Genomic DNA, 20,014 nt, shown 5'->3' on the forward strand with positions numbered 1-20,014 from the left:
GACATGGTGAAAGAGCCCACCCGCTATGCCGAAGCCCTGCTGACCGGAGTGCTCGGCACGTTCGGGCTGGACGTGGACTACGTCCGGGCGGAGAAGAACTCCCTCTACTACCTGGACGACACCGGTGCCGAGGTGCCTGTCCTCGACCTGGTCGGGGGCTGGGGGTCCCTGATGCTCGGGCACAACCACCCCGAGATCGTGGCGTACGCGAAGGAGTTGCTGGACGCGCGCTGGCCGGTCCACTCCCAGCACTCCGCGCACCCGGTCGCCGACCAGGTCGGCGCGGTGCTCAACGGGATACTCGGCCGGGAGTTCCCCGGTGCCGAGCCCTACTCGGTCACCTTCGCCAACAGCGGGGCGGAGGCCGTCGAAGCGGCGGTCAAGCACTGCGAGTTCGACCGTGCGCTGCGGATGAAGAGCCTGTTCGAGCAGATCGAGTGGAACGCCGATGTCGCGCTGAACGCGGTGCTCGACGGGTCCGCCGCGCTGCCGGACGACACGTCCGCGCTGCCCGGTGACACCGCGGCGCCGACTTCTGTCGAGGAGTTCGGCGCGCTGCTCGGTGCGGTGGCCGCGCACAACATCGCGCGGGCCGGCACCGCGCCGGTGTTCTTCGCGCTGGAGCGTGCCTTCCACGGCAAGCTGATCGGCAGCACCCAGTTCACCTACAACCCCGTGTTCCGGGCGGCGTTCACGTCGCTCGGCATGGCGGTGAAGTTCGTGTCGCCGGACGACGCGACGGTGTTCGAGAACCTCGTCGCGGAGCAGCGCACCACCGTGCTCGACGTCGAGGTCGTGGACGGCAGGGTCACGCTCGTCGAGCGCGACTTCCCGGTCGTCGCCGGGCTGATCGTCGAGCCGATCCAGGGCGAGGGCGGGATCCACGAGCTGGACCCCGTGTTCGTCGCCCGGATCAGGGAGATCTGCGACGAGGTCGCGTGCCCGATCGTGGTCGACGAGATCCAGACCGGGATGGGCCGGACCGGGAAGTTCTTCGCGAGCGCCGACATCGGGCTGTTCGGCGACTACTACCTGCTGGGCAAGTCGCTCGGTGGCGGCATCGGCAAGACCTCCGCCCTGCTGATCCGCCAGTCGCGCTACCGTCCCGAGTTCGAGCTGGTGCACAGCTCGACCTTCGCCAAGGACGGCTTCTCGACGGCCATCGCCCTGCGGACCCTCGAACTGCTCGAAGCCGAGAACGGCGCGGCCTACGACCGGGCCGCCGAGCGCGGCGCACGCATCATCGGCATGCTGCGTGAGCTGGCCGAGACCTACCCCGACGTGGTGGCCGACGTGCGCGGCAAGGGGCTGCTCATCGGGCTGGACTTCGCCGACCAGTCCGACGCCGCCTCCCCGATCATCCGGGAGAAGGCGCGGGCGGGCCTGCTCGTCTTCCAGCTGGGCAGTTACCTCCAGCTGGTCCACCACATCCGCACCGGTCCGACCGCGAGCGTGCCGACCATGCTGCGGATCGAACCGTCGATCTACATCAGCGACGAGGAGATCGAGCAGCTGCGGGCCGGCCTCACCAGCGTCTGCGAGATCCTGCGCAACCAGGACGCGCTGCCCCTGGTCCACCCGCTGACCGGCGCCGCGGAGGAGGACCTGCCCCGCGCGGAGATCAGGAACTTCCGCCCGGAGGCGGCCGACGCCGCCGACGCGGCCGCGGCCGCCGACCGGAAGGCGGCGCTCGTCAGCTACCCGCTGACCCCGGACATGCTGCGGGAGATCGACCCGTCGCTCGCCGACCTGGACGACGACCGCCTGGTCGGCTACGCCCGGCGGTCCGTACTGCTCAACGACCTCCCGGCGTTCGCGCCGGTCAGGTTCGACTCGCCGCAGGGCACGTCGGTGGATCTCACCGTCTACCCGCTGCTGGTGACCCAGCAGCAGCTGCGGGAGTACCGGGCCGCGGGCCAGACCTTCCTGATCGGCCTGGACCTCGACCGCCGGGTGCGGGCGGCGAAGGCGGACGGCAACGGCGTCGTCGGCCTCGGCTTCGGTCTCGGTGCGGTGAGCGACCACGGCAGCGGCCTGCGGGTCCCCGGCGTCTCGCTGACCGCGGGCAGCGCGCTGGCGGTGGGTTCGGCCCTGGCCGCCGTCGAGCACGCGGCGACCGAGCACTTCGGCGGGTTCGAGGGGCTGACGGTCGCGGTCGTCGGCGGTGGCGGACGCATCGGGTCGGCTCTGGGCGCGCTGAGTGCCGAGCGGGCCGCCAGGATCGTGCTGGTCGGCAGCGGCCGGGACGGTTCGGCGGACCGGCTCCGGGCCACGGAGCACCGGATCTACCAGGAGGCCTGGGCGCGGATCGCGGCCGGCGGAGAACTGACCGGCGTCGCGGCGGCGCTGTCGTCCGAGTCGCTCATCGCCGGCTGGCTGGCCGAGGGACGCTCCGGCGACGAGCCGAGCGGCGAGGCGATCGCGGCCTATCTCGGCGACGCCTACGACACCAATCCGTACGTTTTCGCCTCCGACGATCTGCTGTCGCTGCGAAACGCACAGGTGGTGTTCTCCGCGCATTCGAGTCCGGTTCCCGTTCTCGATGAAAAGTATCTCGCCGATGGCGCCGTAGTTGGCGATTTGTCCTTCTTCGCCGGCGGCGCCGAGGATTCTGCGGCAGCGTCTCGCGGTGATCTTCACTATGTTAGGGGCGGTATACTTTCAATGAGTAATGGCGGTATTCTGCCGCGTGGGTTCAGCCCTTCGCTGGCTGCGGGTGAATTGCTGGCGGGGATGGCTGAGACAGTCGCACTCGCAATGTCTGATTCTGGTGTTCCGAAGGCCGGTGGTCCTCTTACTCGCGAGCGAGTGGAAGCCGTTGTCGACCTCGCGAAGCATCACGGATTTGTGACGATTTCCCCCTGAGGTACGAGGAACACACGTGTGCCGGGCCGTCGGCCGATGGCCCGGCCTGATCAGCAGAGAGGCAAGCGGTATGTCAGAGTCAGCAGAATCCGAGTCGAAGGTGGCGGCGGAGGACACTTCCGACTTCCACTACGTCAACCGCTGGAAGATCCTGGCAGTGATCGGGATCGCCCAGTTAACGATCTTCCTCGACACGACGGTCGTCAATATCGCGCTGCCGTCGGCCCAGGCCGATCTCGGGTTCGGTGACGGTGACCGGCAGTGGGTCGTCACGGCCTACGCGCTGGCGTTCGGCAGTCTTCTGCTGCTCGGCGGCAGACTGGTCGACATCCTCGGCGCCAAGCGGTCTCTGATGGTCTCGATCATCGGCTTCGGTCTCACGTCGGTCCTGGGCGGCGCGGCCACCAGCTTCGCCATGCTGATCACGGCCCGCGCACTCCAGGGCGGCTTCGCCGCGCTCGTCGCTCCGGCGGCTCTGTCCTTCCTGCTGACCGCGTTCAAGGACCCGCAGGAACGGATCAAGGCGTTCGGTGTCTACGGTGCGCTGGGCAGTGGCGGTCTCGCTCTCGGCCTGATCCTCGGCGGTGCGCTGACCGACTGGCTGGACTGGCGCTGGTGCCTGTACATCAACGTGCTCTTCACGGCACTCGTCTTCGTCGGCGCGATGCTGACGATGCAGAACCGCCAGGCCGGCGACCGTCCGAAGAAGCTGGACCTGCCCGGCACACTGACCGCCTCGATCGGTCTGTTCTGCCTCGCCTACGGCCTTTCCAACGCCGATGACGGCGAGTGGGGCGGGATCGACGTGTGGGGTCTCCTCGTCGCGAGCGTGATCCTGCTGACCTCGTTCGTACTGCTGGAGCTCCGTACGCGGACGCCGCTGCTGCCCATACGGATCGTGCTGAACCGCAACCGGGGCTCCGCCTACCTGGCGATGTTCCTGCTGGGCGTCGGCCTGTTCGTGCAGTTCCTGTTCCTCACGTACTACCTCCAGCTCATCCTGGAGTTCTCGGCGATCAAGAGCGGCCTGGGCTTCCTGCCGATGATCGTGGGTATCGGTATCGGCGCGACCACGATCCCGCCGGCGCTGGAGCCGAAGCTCGGCTCCCGCATCCTGATCCCGGCCGGCCTCGTGCTGGCGGCGGTGGGGTCGTTCTGGCTCAGCCGTCTCACCGTGGACAGCTCGTACCTCAGCGGCATCATGGCTCCCTCCTTCATCGCCGGTATCGGCTTCGGCCTCGTGGTGTCCCTGGGCTCCGCGGTCGCGACGGTCGGAGTCGAGCCGCAGGACGCCGGAGCGGCGTCGGCGCTGGTCAACACCGTCCAGCAGGTGGGCGGTTCCATCGGTACCGCGCTTCTCAGCACCCTGGCCATCACCGCGGCTACCTCCTTCCTCGAAGGCAAGACGCCGTCGGCGGCCCTGGTGGCGGAGTCCGCGGTGGAGAGCTACACCACGGCGTTCTTCTGGGGCGCGGTGGTCTTCATGGCCGGAGCGATCGTCTGCGGCATGCTGTTCGACCGTCATGTGAAGGCTCAGAGCGATGCGGAGGACGGGGCCCCGCTGCCCGTCGTCTGACCCGTCAGGCCTGTTCAACCCGTTCGGCGCGGCCCCTGCTCGCAGGCCCGCCCGGCGGTGTCGCACCGGAAACCGGCCGTCGCGCGGTACTTGGTCCCAAGTACCAGCGTGGCGGCCGGTTTCTGTGTCCGCAGCGCTGGGAGCACCTGTGCCCGAGGCGATTGACTGGCCCGTGAAACACGGTGCGGTGAGCCCTCCTCGGCAGTGAGGTCGGCCCGACGACCCACAATCCGAAGGAGCGTTCCGTGACAGCAGTGACCAATGAGCGGGCAGCGGAGACGGCCGGTCCGGCGGTCGACCCGGCGGAGCTTGTGGCACGTGCCCGTGAACTGGCACCCCTGATCCGCGAGCATGCGGTGAAGACCGAGCAGGACCGCAGGCTCGCCGAAGAGGTCGTGGTCGCGCTGCGGGATGCGAAGTTCTTCCGTCTCTCGACACCGACCCGGTACGGCGGCTACGACTTGTCGCTGCCGGACCTGATAGCGATCGTCACCGAGGTGGGCAAAGCCTGCGGGTCCGCCGGCTGGAACCTGGCGATCGAGACCGCGTCCACCCGGTTCGCCCTGGACGGCCTGCCGGAGACGGCGATCGACGACATCTTCGAGGGCAACCCCGACGCGTTCGTGCTCTCCACGGCCAGCCTGACCACGACCAAGGCCCGGCGTGTCGAGGGCGGCTTCCGCATTAGCGGAACGTTCCCGTGGAGCTCGGGCTGTGAGATCGCGGACTGGGCGTGCATCCCCGGCGTGGTCATCCACGACGGTGACGAGCCCACCACGGACCTCGTGGGCGTCGCGGTGCCGCTGAGCGACCTGAAGATCGAGCGGACCTGGCACGCGGCGGGCCTGGCCGGCTCCGGCACCCACACCTGTGTGGCGGAGGACGTCTTCGTCCCCGAGCGCCGGGGCCTGGTGTTCAGCTTCACCGACCTGAAGGGCGAGGAGGAGCGCGACAGCCAGCTCACCCAGGGCAGTGCGCAGTCCCTGGCCGCGATCGTCGGCGCCGCCCAGGGCGCGGTCGAGGCCGCGCGCGAGCTGCTCGACAAGAGGCGGGGCATCAACTACACCATCTACGAGGCGGCCGTCGACGCGCCGTCGGTGCAGATGGCCTTCGCCGAGGGCGTCCACCTCATCGAGACCGCCGCCCTGCACCTGCGTGAGGTCGGCGCCACCCTCGACGGGATTCCGGAGACGACCCCGCTGCCCTGGATCGTGCGCGCGAACGCTCGCATGCACGAGAGGTCCGCCCAGGAGAAGGCGCGGGCCGGCGTGGAGAAGCTCATCGACGCGGTCGGGGCCAGCGGCTTCTCCCTGTCCAACCCGCTGCAGCGCCTGTGGCGTGACATCGCGGTGATGAGCCGGCACACCTCGCTCAACGGCCCGGCCATTCTTGAGGACTACAGCCGTGCGGTTCTGGACATTCACCCGTCGGTGACCCTGCTGTACTGAGATCCGGCAATGGGCGGAACTCTCCGGGAAATTCCGCCCGCCGTTTCTCGACGCGTCGGTAGTGCTCGGCGGCAAGAAAGCAAAACGCCGCCGGGTAATATCGGCGCGCCCTTTTGTTCTCGATTTCGGGAACCGGTCCTGACTGTCGCCGGTGACCAGATTCCCCGCCGAATTCTGGGCCCGAGAAACAAGCCGACCCGTCGGCACCCACGGTTCACTGTGAATATGAGACAGATCGCTGTGGTCGGGTTGGCTTGTCGTTTCCCCGAGGCCGGCGACGGCCACGAGTTCTGGCGGTTGCTGAAGGGCGGGACCAACGCCGTACGGGAGGCCCCGGACGACCGGTGGCCCGGTGCGGAACTCCCGAACCGCTTCGGTGGCTTCATCGAGCAGGTCGACCGTTTCGACGCGGCGTTCTTCGGTATCTCACCGCGCGAGGCCGCCGCGATGGACCCGCAGCAGCGCCTGGCACTGGAGCTGGCCTGGGAGGCGCTGGAGGACGCGCGCGTCGTCCCCGCCGCACTGGGCGGCAGCGACACCGGGGTGTTCGTCGGTGTCATGTGGGACGACTACGCGGCGCTCCAGGACCGGCTGGGTCCGGAAGGGGTCAGCCGGCACACGATGACCGGCACCCGCCGCGGGATCATCGCCAACCGGGTCTCCCACCACCTCGGCCTGCGCGGGCCGAGCATGACCGTGGACACCGCCCAGTCCTCCTCGCTGGTGGCCGTCCATCTGGCGTGCGAGAGCCTGCGCCGCGGCGAGTGCGGCGTGGCCGTCGCCGGGGGCGTGAACCTGAACATCCTGAGCGAGACGACGCTCGGCGCGGCGCGGTTCGGCGGACTGTCCCCGGACGGCCGGTGCTTCACCTTCGACGAGCGGGCCAACGGCTTCGTGCGCGGCGAGGGCGGCGGCGTCGTCGTGCTCAAGCCACTGGACGCCGCGCTGGCCGACGGGGACGACATCTACTGCGTCCTGAGCGGTGGCGCCATGAACAACGACGGCGCGGGCGAGGGCGATCACGCCGGCCTCACCGTGCCGAGCCGCTCCGCCCAGGAAGAGGTCGTCCGGCAGGCGTACCGGCGGGCCGGCGTCGCGATGCGCAGCGTGCAGTACGTGGAGCTGCACGGCAGCGGCACGAAGGTGGGCGACCCCATCGAGGCCGCCGCGCTCGGTGCCGCGCTCGGGCGCGCCCGGAACTCCGGCTCGCCACTGGCGGTGGGCTCGGTCAAGACCAACATCGGCCACCTCGAGGGTGCCGGCGGCATCGCCGGGCTGCTCAAGGTGGTGCTGAGCATCCGCAACCGGGCGCTTCCGCCGAGCCTGAACTTCGTCGCGCCGCCCCAGGACATCCCCCTGGACGAACTCGGGCTGCGGGTGCAGACCGAGCTGACGCCGTGGCCGGAACCGGACCGCCCGCTGGTGGCCGGAGTGAGCTCGTTCGGCATGGGCGGCACCAACTGCCACCTGGTGGTCGGCGAGCCCCCGGCGGCTGCTGCCGCGCCGGCCTCGTCCGCCGCCCCCGAGGCGGACCGGCGACCGGAGACCGGCGCGCTGGCGTGGCCGATCGCCGGACGCTCCGCGGCGGCGCTGCGCGCCCAGGCCGCCCGGCTGCTGTCCTTCACGGAGGAACGGGAAGAGTCCGACGCGGACATCGCGCTGTCCCTCGCCACCACCAGGACGGCCTTCCGGCACCGTGCGGTCGTGGTCGGCGCCGACCGGGCCGAACTGCGTCGGCGCCTCGCCGAGTTCGCCGGCGGCGCGGCCGTCGCCGGCGTGGTCGAGGGACAGGAGGCCGCCCCCGGGAAGGTGGTGTTCGCCTTCCCCGGCCAGGGTGCGCAGTGGCCGGGCATGGCCGTCGAACTGATGAACTCCGTACCGGAGTTCGCCGAGTCGATCCGGGCCTGCGAAGAGGCCTTCGCGCCCTACGTCGACTGGTCGCTCAGCGAGGTGCTGGGGGACGCCGAAGCGCTCAAGCGCGTGGACGTGGTGCAGCCCGCGCTGTTCGCGGTGATGGTGTCCCTGGCCGCCCTGTGGCGCTCCTGCGGGGTGGAGCCGGCAGCTGTCGTCGGACACAGTCAGGGCGAGATCGCCGCGGCCTGCGTGGCGGGCGCCCTCACGCTGGAGGACGCCGCGCGTGTGGTGACCCTGCGCAGCCAGGCCCTGACGGCGCTGTCCGGGGGCGGCGGCATGATGTCGGTGCTGCGGTCGGCCGACGAGCTGCGTGAGCGGCTCGCCGAGTGGGACGGCTCGGTGTCTGTCGCCGCGGCGAACGGCCCGTCGTCGGTGGTGCTGTCCGGCACCCCCGAGGCACTGGACGAGATAGCCGCGCGATGGGCCGAGGACGGCATCGAGACCCGCCGGATCGCGGTCGACTACGCCTCTCATTCGTCCCAGGTGGAACAGATCCGGGAGCGGCTGGCCACCGTGCTGGACGGCATCCGGCCGCAGTCCTCGTCGGTGCCCTTCTACTCCACGGTGACCGGCGCCCCGATCGACACCGCCGGGCTGGACGCCGCGTACTGGTTCCGCAATCTGCGGCAGACCGTGCAGTTCGAGCAGGCGACCGCGGCGCTGGTGCGCGACGGCCACTCGGTGTTCGTCGAGTGCAGCCCGCACCCCGTGCTCCTGCCGGCCCTGCGCGACAGCGTGGAGCAGGCCGGGCTGGACTCCGCCGTGGTCACCGGCTCGCTGCGCAACAGCGCGGGCGGGCCGGAACGGTTCCTCACCTCGCTCGCCGAACTGCACGTGCGGGGGGTCGAAGTGGACTGGTCCCGGGTGTTCGCCCTGCGCGGCGCCCGCACGGTGAAGCTGCCCACGTACGCCTTCCAGCGCGAGCGTCACTGGCTCGCGGGGAGCACCGTGTGGACCGCCTCGCCCGCGGAGGACCCCGCCGTCGCCGAGGTCCTGGAGACGGAGGCCCCGGCAACGGCGGCCACCCCGCCCCCACTGCCCGCCGGGCCCGGGATGCTGACGGTGGTGCGGTCGGCCCTCGCCGTGGTGCTCGGCCACGCGGGTGCCGAAGCGGTGGATCCCGGCACCACGTTCAAGGAACTCGGGATCGACTCCCTGTCCTCGGTGGAACTCCGGGACCGGCTGGGGGCCGCGACCGGTCTCACCCTGCCGACGGGCGTGCTGTTCGGCCACCCGACGCCCACCGAACTCGCCGACCACCTGCGCACGCTGGCCTCGGGCGTCGAGGAGCCCACCGCTCCCGCCGCGGCGCCGGCTCGCCAGGTCCTCGCGGCCGACGAGCCGATCGCGATCGTCGGGATGGCCTGCCGGCTCCCCGGCGGCGTCGCCTCCCCGGACGACCTGTGGCAGCTCGTCATGAATGAGACGGACGCGATCTCGGACTTCCCGACCAACCGTGGCTGGGACACCGAGCGCCTCTACGACCCCGACACCGAATCCGGGCGCAGCGGCACCTCGTACACCCGGCAGGGCGGCTTCCTGTACGACGCTGACCAGTTCGACCCGGGGTTCTTCGGCATCTCGCCGAGAGAAGCCCTCGCCATGGACCCGCAGCAGCGGCTGCTCCTGGAGACGTCCTGGGAGGCCCTGGAGCGCGCCAGCATAGATCCCGCCGGCCAGCGGGGCGCGTCCGTAGGTGTCTTCGTCGGCGCGATGGAGCAGGACTACGGTCCCCGGCTGCACGTCGCGGACACCGAGACCGACGGCTACCGGCTGACCGGCGGTTCGATCAGCGTCATGTCCGGCCGTATCGCCTACACGCTCGGGCTCCACGGCCCCGCCATCACCGTGGACACCGCGTGCTCCTCCTCGCTGGTGGCGCTGCACCTCGCCGCGCGGTCCCTGCGCGACGGAGAGTGCTCGCTGGCCCTGGCCGGCGGCGTCGCGGTGATGTCGGGACCCGGGATGTTCGTGGAGCTGAGCCGGCAGCACGCCCTGTCCGTGGACGCCCGCTGCAAGGCGTTCTCCTCCTCCGCCGACGGCACCGGATGGGCCGAGGGCGCGGGAACCGTGGTGCTGGAGCGGCTGTCGGACGCGCGGCGCAACGGTCACCGGGTACTGGCCGTGGTACGGGGCAGCGCCGTCAACCAGGACGGCGCGTCCAACGGCCTCACCGCACCGAACGGAGTGGCCCAGGAACGCGTGATCCGCCAGGCGCTCGACGGCGCCGGACTGACCACCGCCGACGTGGACGTCGTCGAGGCGCATGGCACCGGGACGATGCTCGGCGACCCGATCGAGGCGGAAGCACTGGCCGCCACGTACGGACGCGGCCGGGAGCCGGAGCGCGCGCTACTGCTGGGATCGCTGAAGTCCAACATCGGCCACGCCCAGGCCGCCGCCGGAGTTGCCGGCGTGATCAAGATGGTCCAGGCGCTGCGGCACGAGACGGTGCCGAAGACCCTGCACGTCGTGGAGCCGACCCCGCACGTCGACTGGAGCGCCGGCGGGGTGGAGCTGGCGACCGAGGCGCGGGCGTGGCCGGAAAGCGGCCGTGCCCGCCGGGCCGGGGTGTCCTCCTTCGGCATCAGCGGCACGAACGCACACGTGATCCTCGAGGAGGCCCCGCCGGAGCCGGCACCCGTGCCGGCGGCCGAACCGGTGGCCGCGGAAGAGGCCACCGACCCCGTGCTGCCGTGGGTGTTCTCCGCGAGCAGTGAGGACGCCGTGGCCGCGCAGGCCGCCGCCCTGCTGTCCTTCGTCGACGCCGATCCCGGGCTGGACCGGGCGGACGCGGGCCTCTCCCTGGCCGTCGCCCGCACCGGCCTGCCGCACCGCGCCGCCGTCGTCGGGTCCGATCTGCCCGCGCTGCGCCGCGGACTGACCGCACTCGCCGCCGGCACCGAGAGCCCGGGCGTGGTGCGCGGGACCGCGCGGGACGCCGGCGGGGTGGTCTTCGTCTTTCCCGGCCAGGGTTCGCAGTGGCCCGGCATGGCCCTGCAACTCCTGGACGAGTCAAACGTGTTCGCCGAGACAATGCAGGCGTGCGCGGACGCGCTCGACCCGCACTTCGACTGGAACCTGTTCGAGGTGCTGCGGGACGTGGACGCGCTGGAGAAGGTGGACGTGCTGCCGTCCGTGCTGTTCGCGATCATGGTGTCGCTGGCCGCACTGTGGCGCTCCTACGGCCTGGAGCCCACCGCGGTGGTCGGCAATTCGCAGGGCGAGGTCGCCGCCGCCTGCGTGGCCGGCGCGCTCGACCTCGCCGACGCGGCGAAGGTCGTCGCGCTGCGCAGCAAGACGGTCCGGGCGCTGTCCGGCTCCGGTGGCCTGGTCTCGCTCGCGCTGCCCGAGGACGAGGTCACCGAGATCCTGCGCCGCTGGGAGGGACGCCTCTCGGTGGCCGTGGTGAACGCTCCGACGTCCGTCGTCGTGGCCGGTGACATCGACGCGCTGGTCGAGCTGGTCGCCGCGTGCGAGGCCGACGGGATCCGGGCCAAGCGGCTCCTGGCGGACTACGCGTCGCACTCGGCGCACGTGGAGCCGATCAAGGACGAACTGCTCACCGTCATGGCCGGACTGACGCCCCGTCCGTCGAGGATCCCGTTCTACTCGACGGTGACTGCCGACGTGCTGGACACCACCGGCCTGAACGGCGAGTACTGGTACAGCAATCTGCGTGAACGGGTCCGCTTCGCCGAGACGGTCGACGTGTTGGCCGAGCGCGGGCACACGATGTTCGTCGAGATGACCCCGCATCCCGTGCTGACGGCGGCGGTCGAGGACACCCGGGAGGACGCGGTCGCCGTCGGTTCCCTGCGCCGCGACGACGGTGGCCTCGACCGGTTCATGACCTCGCTGGCCGAGGCGTACGCCCGCGGGGCGAGCCCCGACTGGCGGACCGTCTTCCCCGGCGCGCGGCAGACCGACGTACCCACGTCCGCGTTCCGGCGGCAGAGTTACTGGATTCCGCTGGCCCCGGATGGGGGGTCAGGCAACGTCGAGGCGGCGGGCCTGGCCGCGGCGGATCACCCCCTGCTCGGCGCGGTGGTGGAACTGCCGGACTCCGGCGGTCTCGTCCTCACCGGACGGCTGTCCCGGCAGGCCCAGCCCTGGCTGGCCGACCACCGCCTCGGCGACACGGCCCTGCTGCCCGGCACGGCCTTCGTCGAGCTGGCGATCCGCGCGGGCGACGAGGTGGGCTGCGACCAGGTGGCCGAGCTGACGTGTGAGGTCCCGCTGATCCTGCCGCCGCACGCCGGGGTCGACGTACGGGTCACGGTCGGCGGGCCGGACCGGTCCGGCCGCTGCGACCTGGCCGTCCACGCACGCCCCGCGGACGGCTCCGGCGGCTGGACCCGGCACGCGAGCGGGGCTCTCGCCTCCGGCCGGGGCGAGGAGTTCGACCTGACCGCCTGGCCGCCGCCCGGCGCCGAGGCGGTCGAATGGGACGGCGGGTACGGTCGCTGGACCGAACTCGGCTACCACTACGGCCCGGCGTTCCAGGGCCTGCGTGCCTGGTGGCGGAGGGGCTCGGAGATCTTCGCCGAGGTCGCGCTGCCGCCGGAGATCGAGGCGGACGCCACCCGGTACGGGCTGCACCCGGCGCTGCTGGACGCCGCGCTGCACCCGGTCGTCGCCGACGGCAAGGAGTGCCGCCTGCCGTTCTCCTGGCAAGGAGTGTCCCTGCGGGCCACCGGCGCCGCCACGCTGCGGGTGTGGATCACGCCGGACGGCGCGGACACGGTCTCGCTGCGCCTCGCCGACGGCACCGGGGCGCCCGTGGCGTCGGTCGAGTCGCTGGCGCTGCTGCCGATCCCCGCCGGGGAAGCGGCAGCCGGGCCCGCGGACGGCCTGTTCCGGGTGGACTGGCTCGAGGCGGGCGTACCGGAGCTCACCGGCGGTCCGCGGTCGTGGGCGCTCACCGGCGCCGACGACTTCGGACTCGGGCTGCCCTCCCACGCCCACCTCGCCGCCCTGGCCGATACGGGCACGGTGCCCGAGGTGGTGTTCGCCACGCTGACCGGTGAGCCAGGTGCGGGCGGTGCCCACGACGTGGCCGGCCGCACCCTGCGGCTGATCCAGGAGTGGCTCGCCGACGAGCGGTTCGCCACGTCGAAACTGGTGCTGCTCACCCGGAACGCGATGGCCGTGGAACCGGTCATGGAATCGGTCGAGGCGGACCTGCTCGGCGTGGCCGGCGCCACGGCGTGGGGCATGGCGCGGTCGGCCCAGCGGGAGCACCCGGACCGGTTCGTGATCGTCGACCTGGACGGTCACCAGGAGTCCGCCGCGGCGCTGCCGGTCGCCCTGGCCACGGGAGAGCCGCAGCTCGCGATCCGCAAGGGACGGCCGGTGGTGCCCCGGCTCGCCCGGGTCACCCCCAGGCCCGCGGTGCGGCCCGACCTGGCGACGGGCACCGTGCTGCTCACCGGCGCCACCGGCACCCTCGGCAAGCTGTTCGCCCGCCACCTGGTGACCACGTACGGGGCGGCCCATCTGCTGCTGACCAGCAGGCGCGGTCCCGACGCCCCCGGCGCGGCCGAACTCACCGCCGAGCTGACCGGGCTGGGCGCGACGGTCACCGTGGCCGCCTGCGACACCGCCGACAAGGACGCGCTGGCCGCGCTACTGGCGTCGATCCCGGCCGACCGGCCGCTGACCGGTGTGGTGCACGCTGCTGGAACGCTGGACGACACCGTGATCGAGGCGATGCGACCGGAGCAGGTGGAGCGTGTGCTGCGGCCGAAGGTCGACGCCGCGCTGAACCTGCACCAGCTGACCGCCGGTCTCGACCTGTCGCTGTTCGTCCTGTTCTCCTCGGTCGCCGGCATCTTCGGACTGCCGGGACAGTCGAACTACGCCGCGGCCAACGTGTTCATGGACACCCTGGCCCAGTACCGCGCGGCCAGCGGCCGGCCGACCGTCTCGCTGGCCTGGGGGCTGTGGGCGGAGGCCAGCGGAATGACCGGCCAGATGTCCGACAACGACCTGGGCCGGATGAGCCGGGCCGGCCTGGCCCCGATGTCGTCGGCGGAGGGCCTGGCGCTCTTCGACGCCGCGCTCTCCTCCGGAGCGGCTCTGCTCGTACCGGCCAGGATCGACCCGGCCGCCGTGCGGGCACAGGGTCCGGTGCCGGCGCTGCTGCGCGGGGTGGTCCGGGACAGGGTCAGGCGGGCGGAGGTCGCGGCCGTCGATCCGGGCGGCGCCGCGTCCCTCGGCGACAGCCTCGCCCGGATGACCGACGAGGAGCGCGAGGAGACCCTGCTCGGCCTCGTGCGGGAGCACACCGCCACCGTGCTGGCACACGGCACACCGGGCACGGTCACCGCCGACCGGAGCTTCAAGGAGCTCGGGTTCGACTCGCTGACGGCGGTGGAACTGCGCAACCGGCTGGGAGCGGCGACCGGGCTGCGGCTGCGCGCCACGCTGGTGTTCGACTACCCGACGCCGTCGGCGCTCGCCGGCCACCTCGGTGCGGCGCTCGGCCCCGCGGAGCCGCCCGCGCAGACCGCCGCGTCCACGACCCCCACGCCGCCCGCCCGGGAGCTGGACGGGCTGGAACTCGACGAGCTCTTCGATCTCATCGACGGCGAACTCGGCAGTTCTGAACGGAGTGCTCATGAGTAACGAAGAGAAGCTGGTCGAGTACCTCAAGCGGGTCACGGCCGAACTCCAGCAGACCAAGCAGCAGTTGCGGGAGGCGGAGGAGGGCAGTCAGGAACCGATCGCCGTCATCGGCATGGCGTGCCGGTATCCCGGTGACGTCAGCTCGCCCGAGGACCTGTGGCGGCTGCTGGAGACCGGCGGCGACGCGATCACCGAGTCCCCCGGTGACCGGGGCTGGGACATGGAGTCGCTGTACGACCAGGACCCCGACGTGACCGGCCGCACCTACACCCGGCACGGTGGATTCCTCAGCGGAGCCACCGAGTTCGACCCCGAGTTCTTCGAGATCTCACCGCGCGAGGCGGTGGCGATGGACCCGCAGCAGCGGCTGCTGCTGGAGACCTCGTGGGAGGCGATGGAGCGGGCCGAGGTCCATCCCGCCTCGCTGCGCGGCGCCCGGGTCGGCGTCTTCGCGGGAGCCATGGCCACGGACTACGGGCCCCGGCTGCACGAGGCGGTCGGCGGTGCGGAGGCGCACCTGCTCACCGGCGTCACGAACAGCGCCAGCTCCGGCCGGATCGCCTACACCTTCGGCTTCGAGGGACCCGCGGTCACCGTCGACACCGCGTGCTCGTCGTCGCTGGTGGCCCTGCACCTCGCCGTCCAGGCACTGCGCCGCGGGGAGTGCACGATGGCGCTGGCCGGCGGCGCCACGATCATGTCCACACCGGGCATGCTCGTCGCGTTCAGCCGCCAGCGCGGACTGGCCCCGGACGGGCGCTGCAAGTCCTTCGCGGACACGGCCGACGGCACCGGCCTGGCCGAGGGCGTCGGTATGGTCCTCGTGGAGCGGCTCTCGGACGCCGTGCGGCTCGGACACCCGGTGCTCGCCGTGGTGCGCGGCAGCGCGGTCAACCAGGACGGCGCGTCGAACGGGTTCACCGCGCCGAACGGGCCGTCCCAGCAGCGGGTGATCCGCCAGGCGCTCGAGGACGCCGGCCTGTCCCCGTCGGACGTGGACGCGGTGGAGGCCCACGGCACCGGCACCAGCCTCGGCGATCCCATCGAGGCGCAGGCGGTCCTGGACACCTACGGCCTCGGCCGCGACCCTGCCCGCCCCGTGTGGCTGGGCTCGCTGAAGTCGAACATCGGGCACACCCAGGCCGCCGCCGGCGTCGGCGGTGTGATCAAGATGGTGCAGGCGCTCCGGCACGGCGTGCTGCCCCGGACCCTGCACGTGGACGCCCCGTCGTCGCACGTCGACTGGACGGACGGGACGGTCGGTCTGCTGACCGAGCGGCGCGAGTGGCCGGTGACGGGCGGTCCGCGACGGGCCGCTGTGTCGTCCTTCGGGATCAGCGGCACCAACGCGCACCTGATCCTGGAGCAGGCGCCGGAGTCCGGAGCCGCCGGGTCCGGAGCCGCGGAACCGGACGCGGGGGTGTCCCTGCCGCTCGTGCCGTGGGTGCTGTCCGGCAAGACCCCCGACGCGCTGGCCGGCCAGGCCGCTCGGCTGCTGGCCGGACTCGACTCCCGGGAGCCCGCGGACTCCGCGGTAGCGCTGGAGCCGCTCGACGCCGGCTTCTCGCTGGCCACCGCCCGGGTGGCGTTCGAGCAACGGGCCGCCGTGGTGGCGGGGGACCGGGACGGGCTGATCGCGGGTCTGCGGGCGATCGCCGAGGGGGGTACGGACAACGGCGTGGTGCGCGGTGTCGCACACCCCGGCCGCACCGCCTTCGTGTTCGCCGGACAGGGCACCCAGCGCCTCGGCATGGGCCGCGAGCTGTACGCGGAGTTCCCGGTCTTCGCGGCGGCGCTGGACGAGGTGTGCGCCGGATTCGACGGCCTGCTGGACCGCCCGCTGCGCGACGTGCTGTTCGCCGAGCCCGGTGCGGACACCGACGCGGAGGAGCTGCTGGACCGGACCGGGTGGGCGCAGCCCGCGCTGTTCGCCGTCGAGGTCGCGCTGACCCGCCTGCTCGGCTCCTGGGGCGTGCTGCCCGAGACGCTGGCCGGCCACTCGCTCGGTGAGCTGTCGGCGGCGTTCGTCGCCGGACTGTGGACGCTGGAGGACGCGTGCCGCGTGGTGGCCGCGCGCGGCAGGCTGATGGAAGCACTGCCCGAGGACGGCGCGATGGTGTCGATCCGGGCGACCGAGGCCGAGGTCGTGGCGGTGCTGACGGATGACGTTGCCGGCATCGCCTCGGTGAACGGGCCGGAGTCGGTGGTCGTGTCGGGCGACGAGGACGCCGTCGTGCGGATCGCCGAGCACTTCGCGGCCCTCGGCCGGCGGACCAAGCGGCTCCGCGTGAGCCACGCGTTCCACTCGCCCCTCATGGACCCGATGCTGGCGCCGTACCGCGCGGTGCTCGGCGACGTGGAGTTCCACGAGCCGCTGCTGCCGCTCATCTCCACGGTCACCGGCGAACCGCTGGCGGCGGAGACGGTGCGCTCGGCGGAGTACTGGGTGCGCCAGGTGCGCGAGCCGGTGCTGTTCGCCGCCACCGTGCGCCGCCTCCGGGAGGACGGGGTGACCCGTTTCATCGGCATCGGCCCGGACGCCGCGATCGCCACGATGACCGAGGGGTGCTTCGAGGAGCGCGAGCCGGTGCGGGACCAGGGTCCCGCACCCGTCGCGGTGCCGCTGCTGCGGGCCGACCGCCCGGAATCGGCCACCGCGCTGACCGCACTGGCCTCGGCGCACGTGCACGGGGTGGAGGTGGACTGGCACCAGGTGTTCGCCGGAACGGGCGCCGCCACCGTGGACCTGCCGACCTACGCTTTCCAGCGGGACCGGTACTGGATGGAGACGGTCGCACCCGCGGGGGATCTGCGGGGCGCCGGACTGACCGCCGGGGACCACCCGCTGCTCGGCGCGGTGCTCACGCTGCCCGAGTCCGGCGGGACCGTGCTGACCGGCCGGCTGTCGCTGGAGGACCAGCCGTGGCTGGCCGACCACGCGGTGTTCGGCCGGGTGTTCGTGCCGGGCACGGTGTTCGTCGAGATGGCGCTGCGCGCCGGCCGCGAGGTCGGCTGCGACCTGCTGGACGAGCTGACCGTCCATACCCCGCTGGTCCTGGGGGAGCGGGACACGGCGCGGATCCAGGTGGTGGTCGGGGACGCCGACGAGTCGGGACACCGCGAGGTGTCCGTGCACGCGCAGCCGGACGACGGCGAGTGGGTGCGGCACGCCGAGGGCTCGCTGAGCGCCTGGGCCCGGCCGGCCGTCCTCGCCGCCGCGGTGTGGCCCCCGGAAGGGGCCGAGGAGGTCGAACTCGGTGACGTCTACGGTGACCTCGCCGCGCGCGGTTACGACTACGGCCCGGCGTTCCAGGGCCTGACGAGGGTGTGGCGGCGCGGCGACGAGCTGTTCGCCGAGGCGGCCCTGCCGACGGACGCCGCTGCCGGGGCGGACGGGTTCGGCCTGCACCCGGCGCTGCTGGACGCGGCGCTGCACTCCGTCTGGTACGGGCCGGTCCTCGACGGGATGGACGGCGCCGTCCTGCCGTTCTCCTGGTCGGGTGTGACCCTGTCGGCGGTCGGGGCGTCCGCGCTGCGGCTGCGGATGGCGCCCTCCGGCACGGACGCGGTGTCGATCGAGCTCACCGACGTGGCCGGTGTGCCGGTGGCGTCCGTCGACGGCCTGCGGTTCCGGCAGATGCCGGCGGCGGGGACCGAGACGACCGCGGACTCGATGTTCCGGGTGGCGTGGCAGACGGTGCCCGCCGGACCGGCGGCGCCCGTCCGCTGGGCGCTCGTGGACGCACTGGCGGACGTACCCGCCGCTCCGGGAGTGGTGTTCCTGCGCTGCCCCGCTGGGCCGGACACCGGGCAGGTCACCGGCTCGGTGCTCACCGCCCTGCAGCAGTGGCTCGCCGACGAGCGGTTCGACCCGGGGACACTCGTCCTGGTGACCGAGGGAGCGGTCGGCACCGGGCCGGACGACCCGGTCGGCGGCCTCGACCAGGCAGGCGTGTGGGGGCTGGTACGGACGGCGCAGACCGAGCACCCGGGCCGGTTCGGACTGCTGGACGTGGACGCCGAGCCGGTGTCCTGGGACGCGGTGGCGGCCCTGATCGCCGAGGAGCCGCAGCTGGCTCTCCGGTCGGGCCGGGTGCTGGTACCCAGGCTGGCCCGGGCCGAGGCCGGCACCGGTGCCGCGCCCCCGGCGGCGTTCGGGGACGGCACCGTGCTCGTCACCGGCGGCACCGGCACGCTCGGGGCCGTCGTGTCACGGCACCTGGTGGCCGCGCACGGGGTACGACGGCTGGTCCTGGTCAGCCGTTCGGGCGCCGGTTCCCCGCAGGCCGCGGCACTGGCGGCCGAGCTGACGGGGATGGGCGCCGACGTCGTCCTGGCCGCCTGCGACACGACGGACCGCGGCGCGCTCTCCGAGGTGCTCGCCGCCGTCCCGGCCGGAGCCCCGCTCACCGGGATCGTGCACGCGGCCGGTGTCCTCGACGACGGACTGCTGACCGATCTGACCGCGGAGCGGCTCGACGCGGTGCTCCGGCCCAAGGCGGTCGCCGCGTGGAACCTGCACGAACTGACCCGTGACCTCGACCTGTCGGCGTTCGTACTGTTCTCCTCCATGTCCGGGCTGATCGGGCCGGCCGGTCAGGCGAACTACGCGGCCGGCAACGCCTACCTGGACGCGCTCGCGCAGCACCGGCAGGCCCAGGGGCTGCCCGGGCAGTCCCTGGCGTGGGGCATGTGGGACGAGCGCAGCACGATGACCAAGCACCTGAGCGAGGTGGACGTCGCCAGGCTCAGCCGCTTCGGCGTGACCCTGTCCACGTCGCAACAGGGTGTCTCGATGCTGGACGCCGCGCTCGGCCTCGACGAGCCGGTGCTGGTTCCGGTGGTACTGGACCTGGCCGCGATACGTGCCCAGAGCGACGTCCCGTCGATCCTGCGGCGGCTCGCGGGCCGAAGCGTCACACCGCGCGCTCCGCGGCCGAGGGCCGCCACGGGCTCCCTGGCCGACCGGCTGGCCGGGCTGTCGGAGACGGACCGGTACGAGGCCCTCCTCGTTCTGGTCTGCACCCAGATGGCCGAAGTGCTCCAGTACGCGGCGGGCCGGACGCTCGATGCCGACCGTGCGTTCTCCGACCTCGGTGTCGATTCGGTGTCCGCCGTGGAGTTCCGGAACCGGCTCACCGCCGCTACCGGCCTCAGGCTCGCTCAGACGCTGGTCTTCGACCACCCGAACGCGGCGGCCGTCACCCGCGAGCTGGTTCGCGAGCTGTCGGCCGGTGCCTTCGCCCCGACGGGCTCGGTGCTGACCGAGCTGGACCGGGTGGAGTCGGCGCTGACCAGGTCCTCGGCGACCGGGCCCGACGGGGACAAGATCGTCGACCGTATCGAGGGCCTGCTGACGAAACTGCGCGCGTTCCGGGAGGCCGACGGCCCCTCCGAGGCGCGGTTCGACGTCAGCGACGCGTCGGACGAGGATCTCTTCCAGTTCCTGGACGGCAGCTGAGCCGTATCCGCCGGGCCTCGTGGCCCGACTGCCACACCTGGTCCGTCGGGGCGTTCACCGCCCCGGCGGACCAGTGGCGTTACGGCCCCGGTGAACCGGGGGGAGTGCCGGGCAGTCCTC

5 protein-coding genes are annotated in these 20,014 nt (G+C 72.4%); all 5 read left to right on the forward strand.

The genetic code is table 11. The features are described from left to right. Positions 1-3 precede the first annotated feature (3 nt). The 5 genes from N7925_RS26990 (at position 4) to N7925_RS27010 (ending at position 19,894) form a co-directional block, all read left to right on the forward strand. Positions 4-2,865: an aminotransferase class III-fold pyridoxal phosphate-dependent enzyme gene (locus tag N7925_RS26990; RefSeq protein ID WP_274345425.1), complete on the forward strand. Its 2,862-nt coding sequence runs from the start codon at positions 4-6 to the stop codon at positions 2,863-2,865. 70 nt (positions 2,866-2,935) lie between these two features. Then, positions 2,936-4,441 carry an MFS transporter gene (locus tag N7925_RS26995; RefSeq protein ID WP_265602009.1) on the forward strand — a complete coding sequence of 502 codons (1,506 nt, stop codon included), beginning with the start codon at positions 2,936-2,938 and terminating at the stop codon, positions 4,439-4,441. A gap of 245 nt (positions 4,442-4,686) precedes the next feature. Further along, the gene (locus N7925_RS27000; protein ID WP_265602010.1) at positions 4,687-5,889 is read left to right on the forward strand and encodes an acyl-CoA dehydrogenase family protein; all 1,203 of its coding nucleotides are present in this window, start codon (positions 4,687-4,689) and stop codon (positions 5,887-5,889) included. Between the two features lie 225 nt (positions 5,890-6,114). Next, positions 6,115-14,433 (forward strand): type I polyketide synthase, encoded by an 8,319-nt coding sequence (locus tag N7925_RS27005; RefSeq protein WP_274345426.1) that lies wholly within the window; start codon positions 6,115-6,117, stop codon positions 14,431-14,433. Beyond that, a complete protein-coding gene (locus N7925_RS27010) occupies positions 14,420-19,894 on the forward strand; it encodes an SDR family NAD(P)-dependent oxidoreductase (protein WP_443032248.1) in 5,475 nt (1,824 codons plus the stop codon). Before N7925_RS27005 ends, N7925_RS27010 begins: the two co-directional genes overlap by 14 nt. Positions 19,895-20,014 lie beyond the last annotated feature (120 nt).

Origin of the sequence: Streptomyces sp. CA-278952 (genome assembly GCF_028747205.1) — a bacterium.
Taxonomy (GTDB): Bacteria; Actinomycetota; Actinomycetes; order Streptomycetales; family Streptomycetaceae; genus Streptomyces.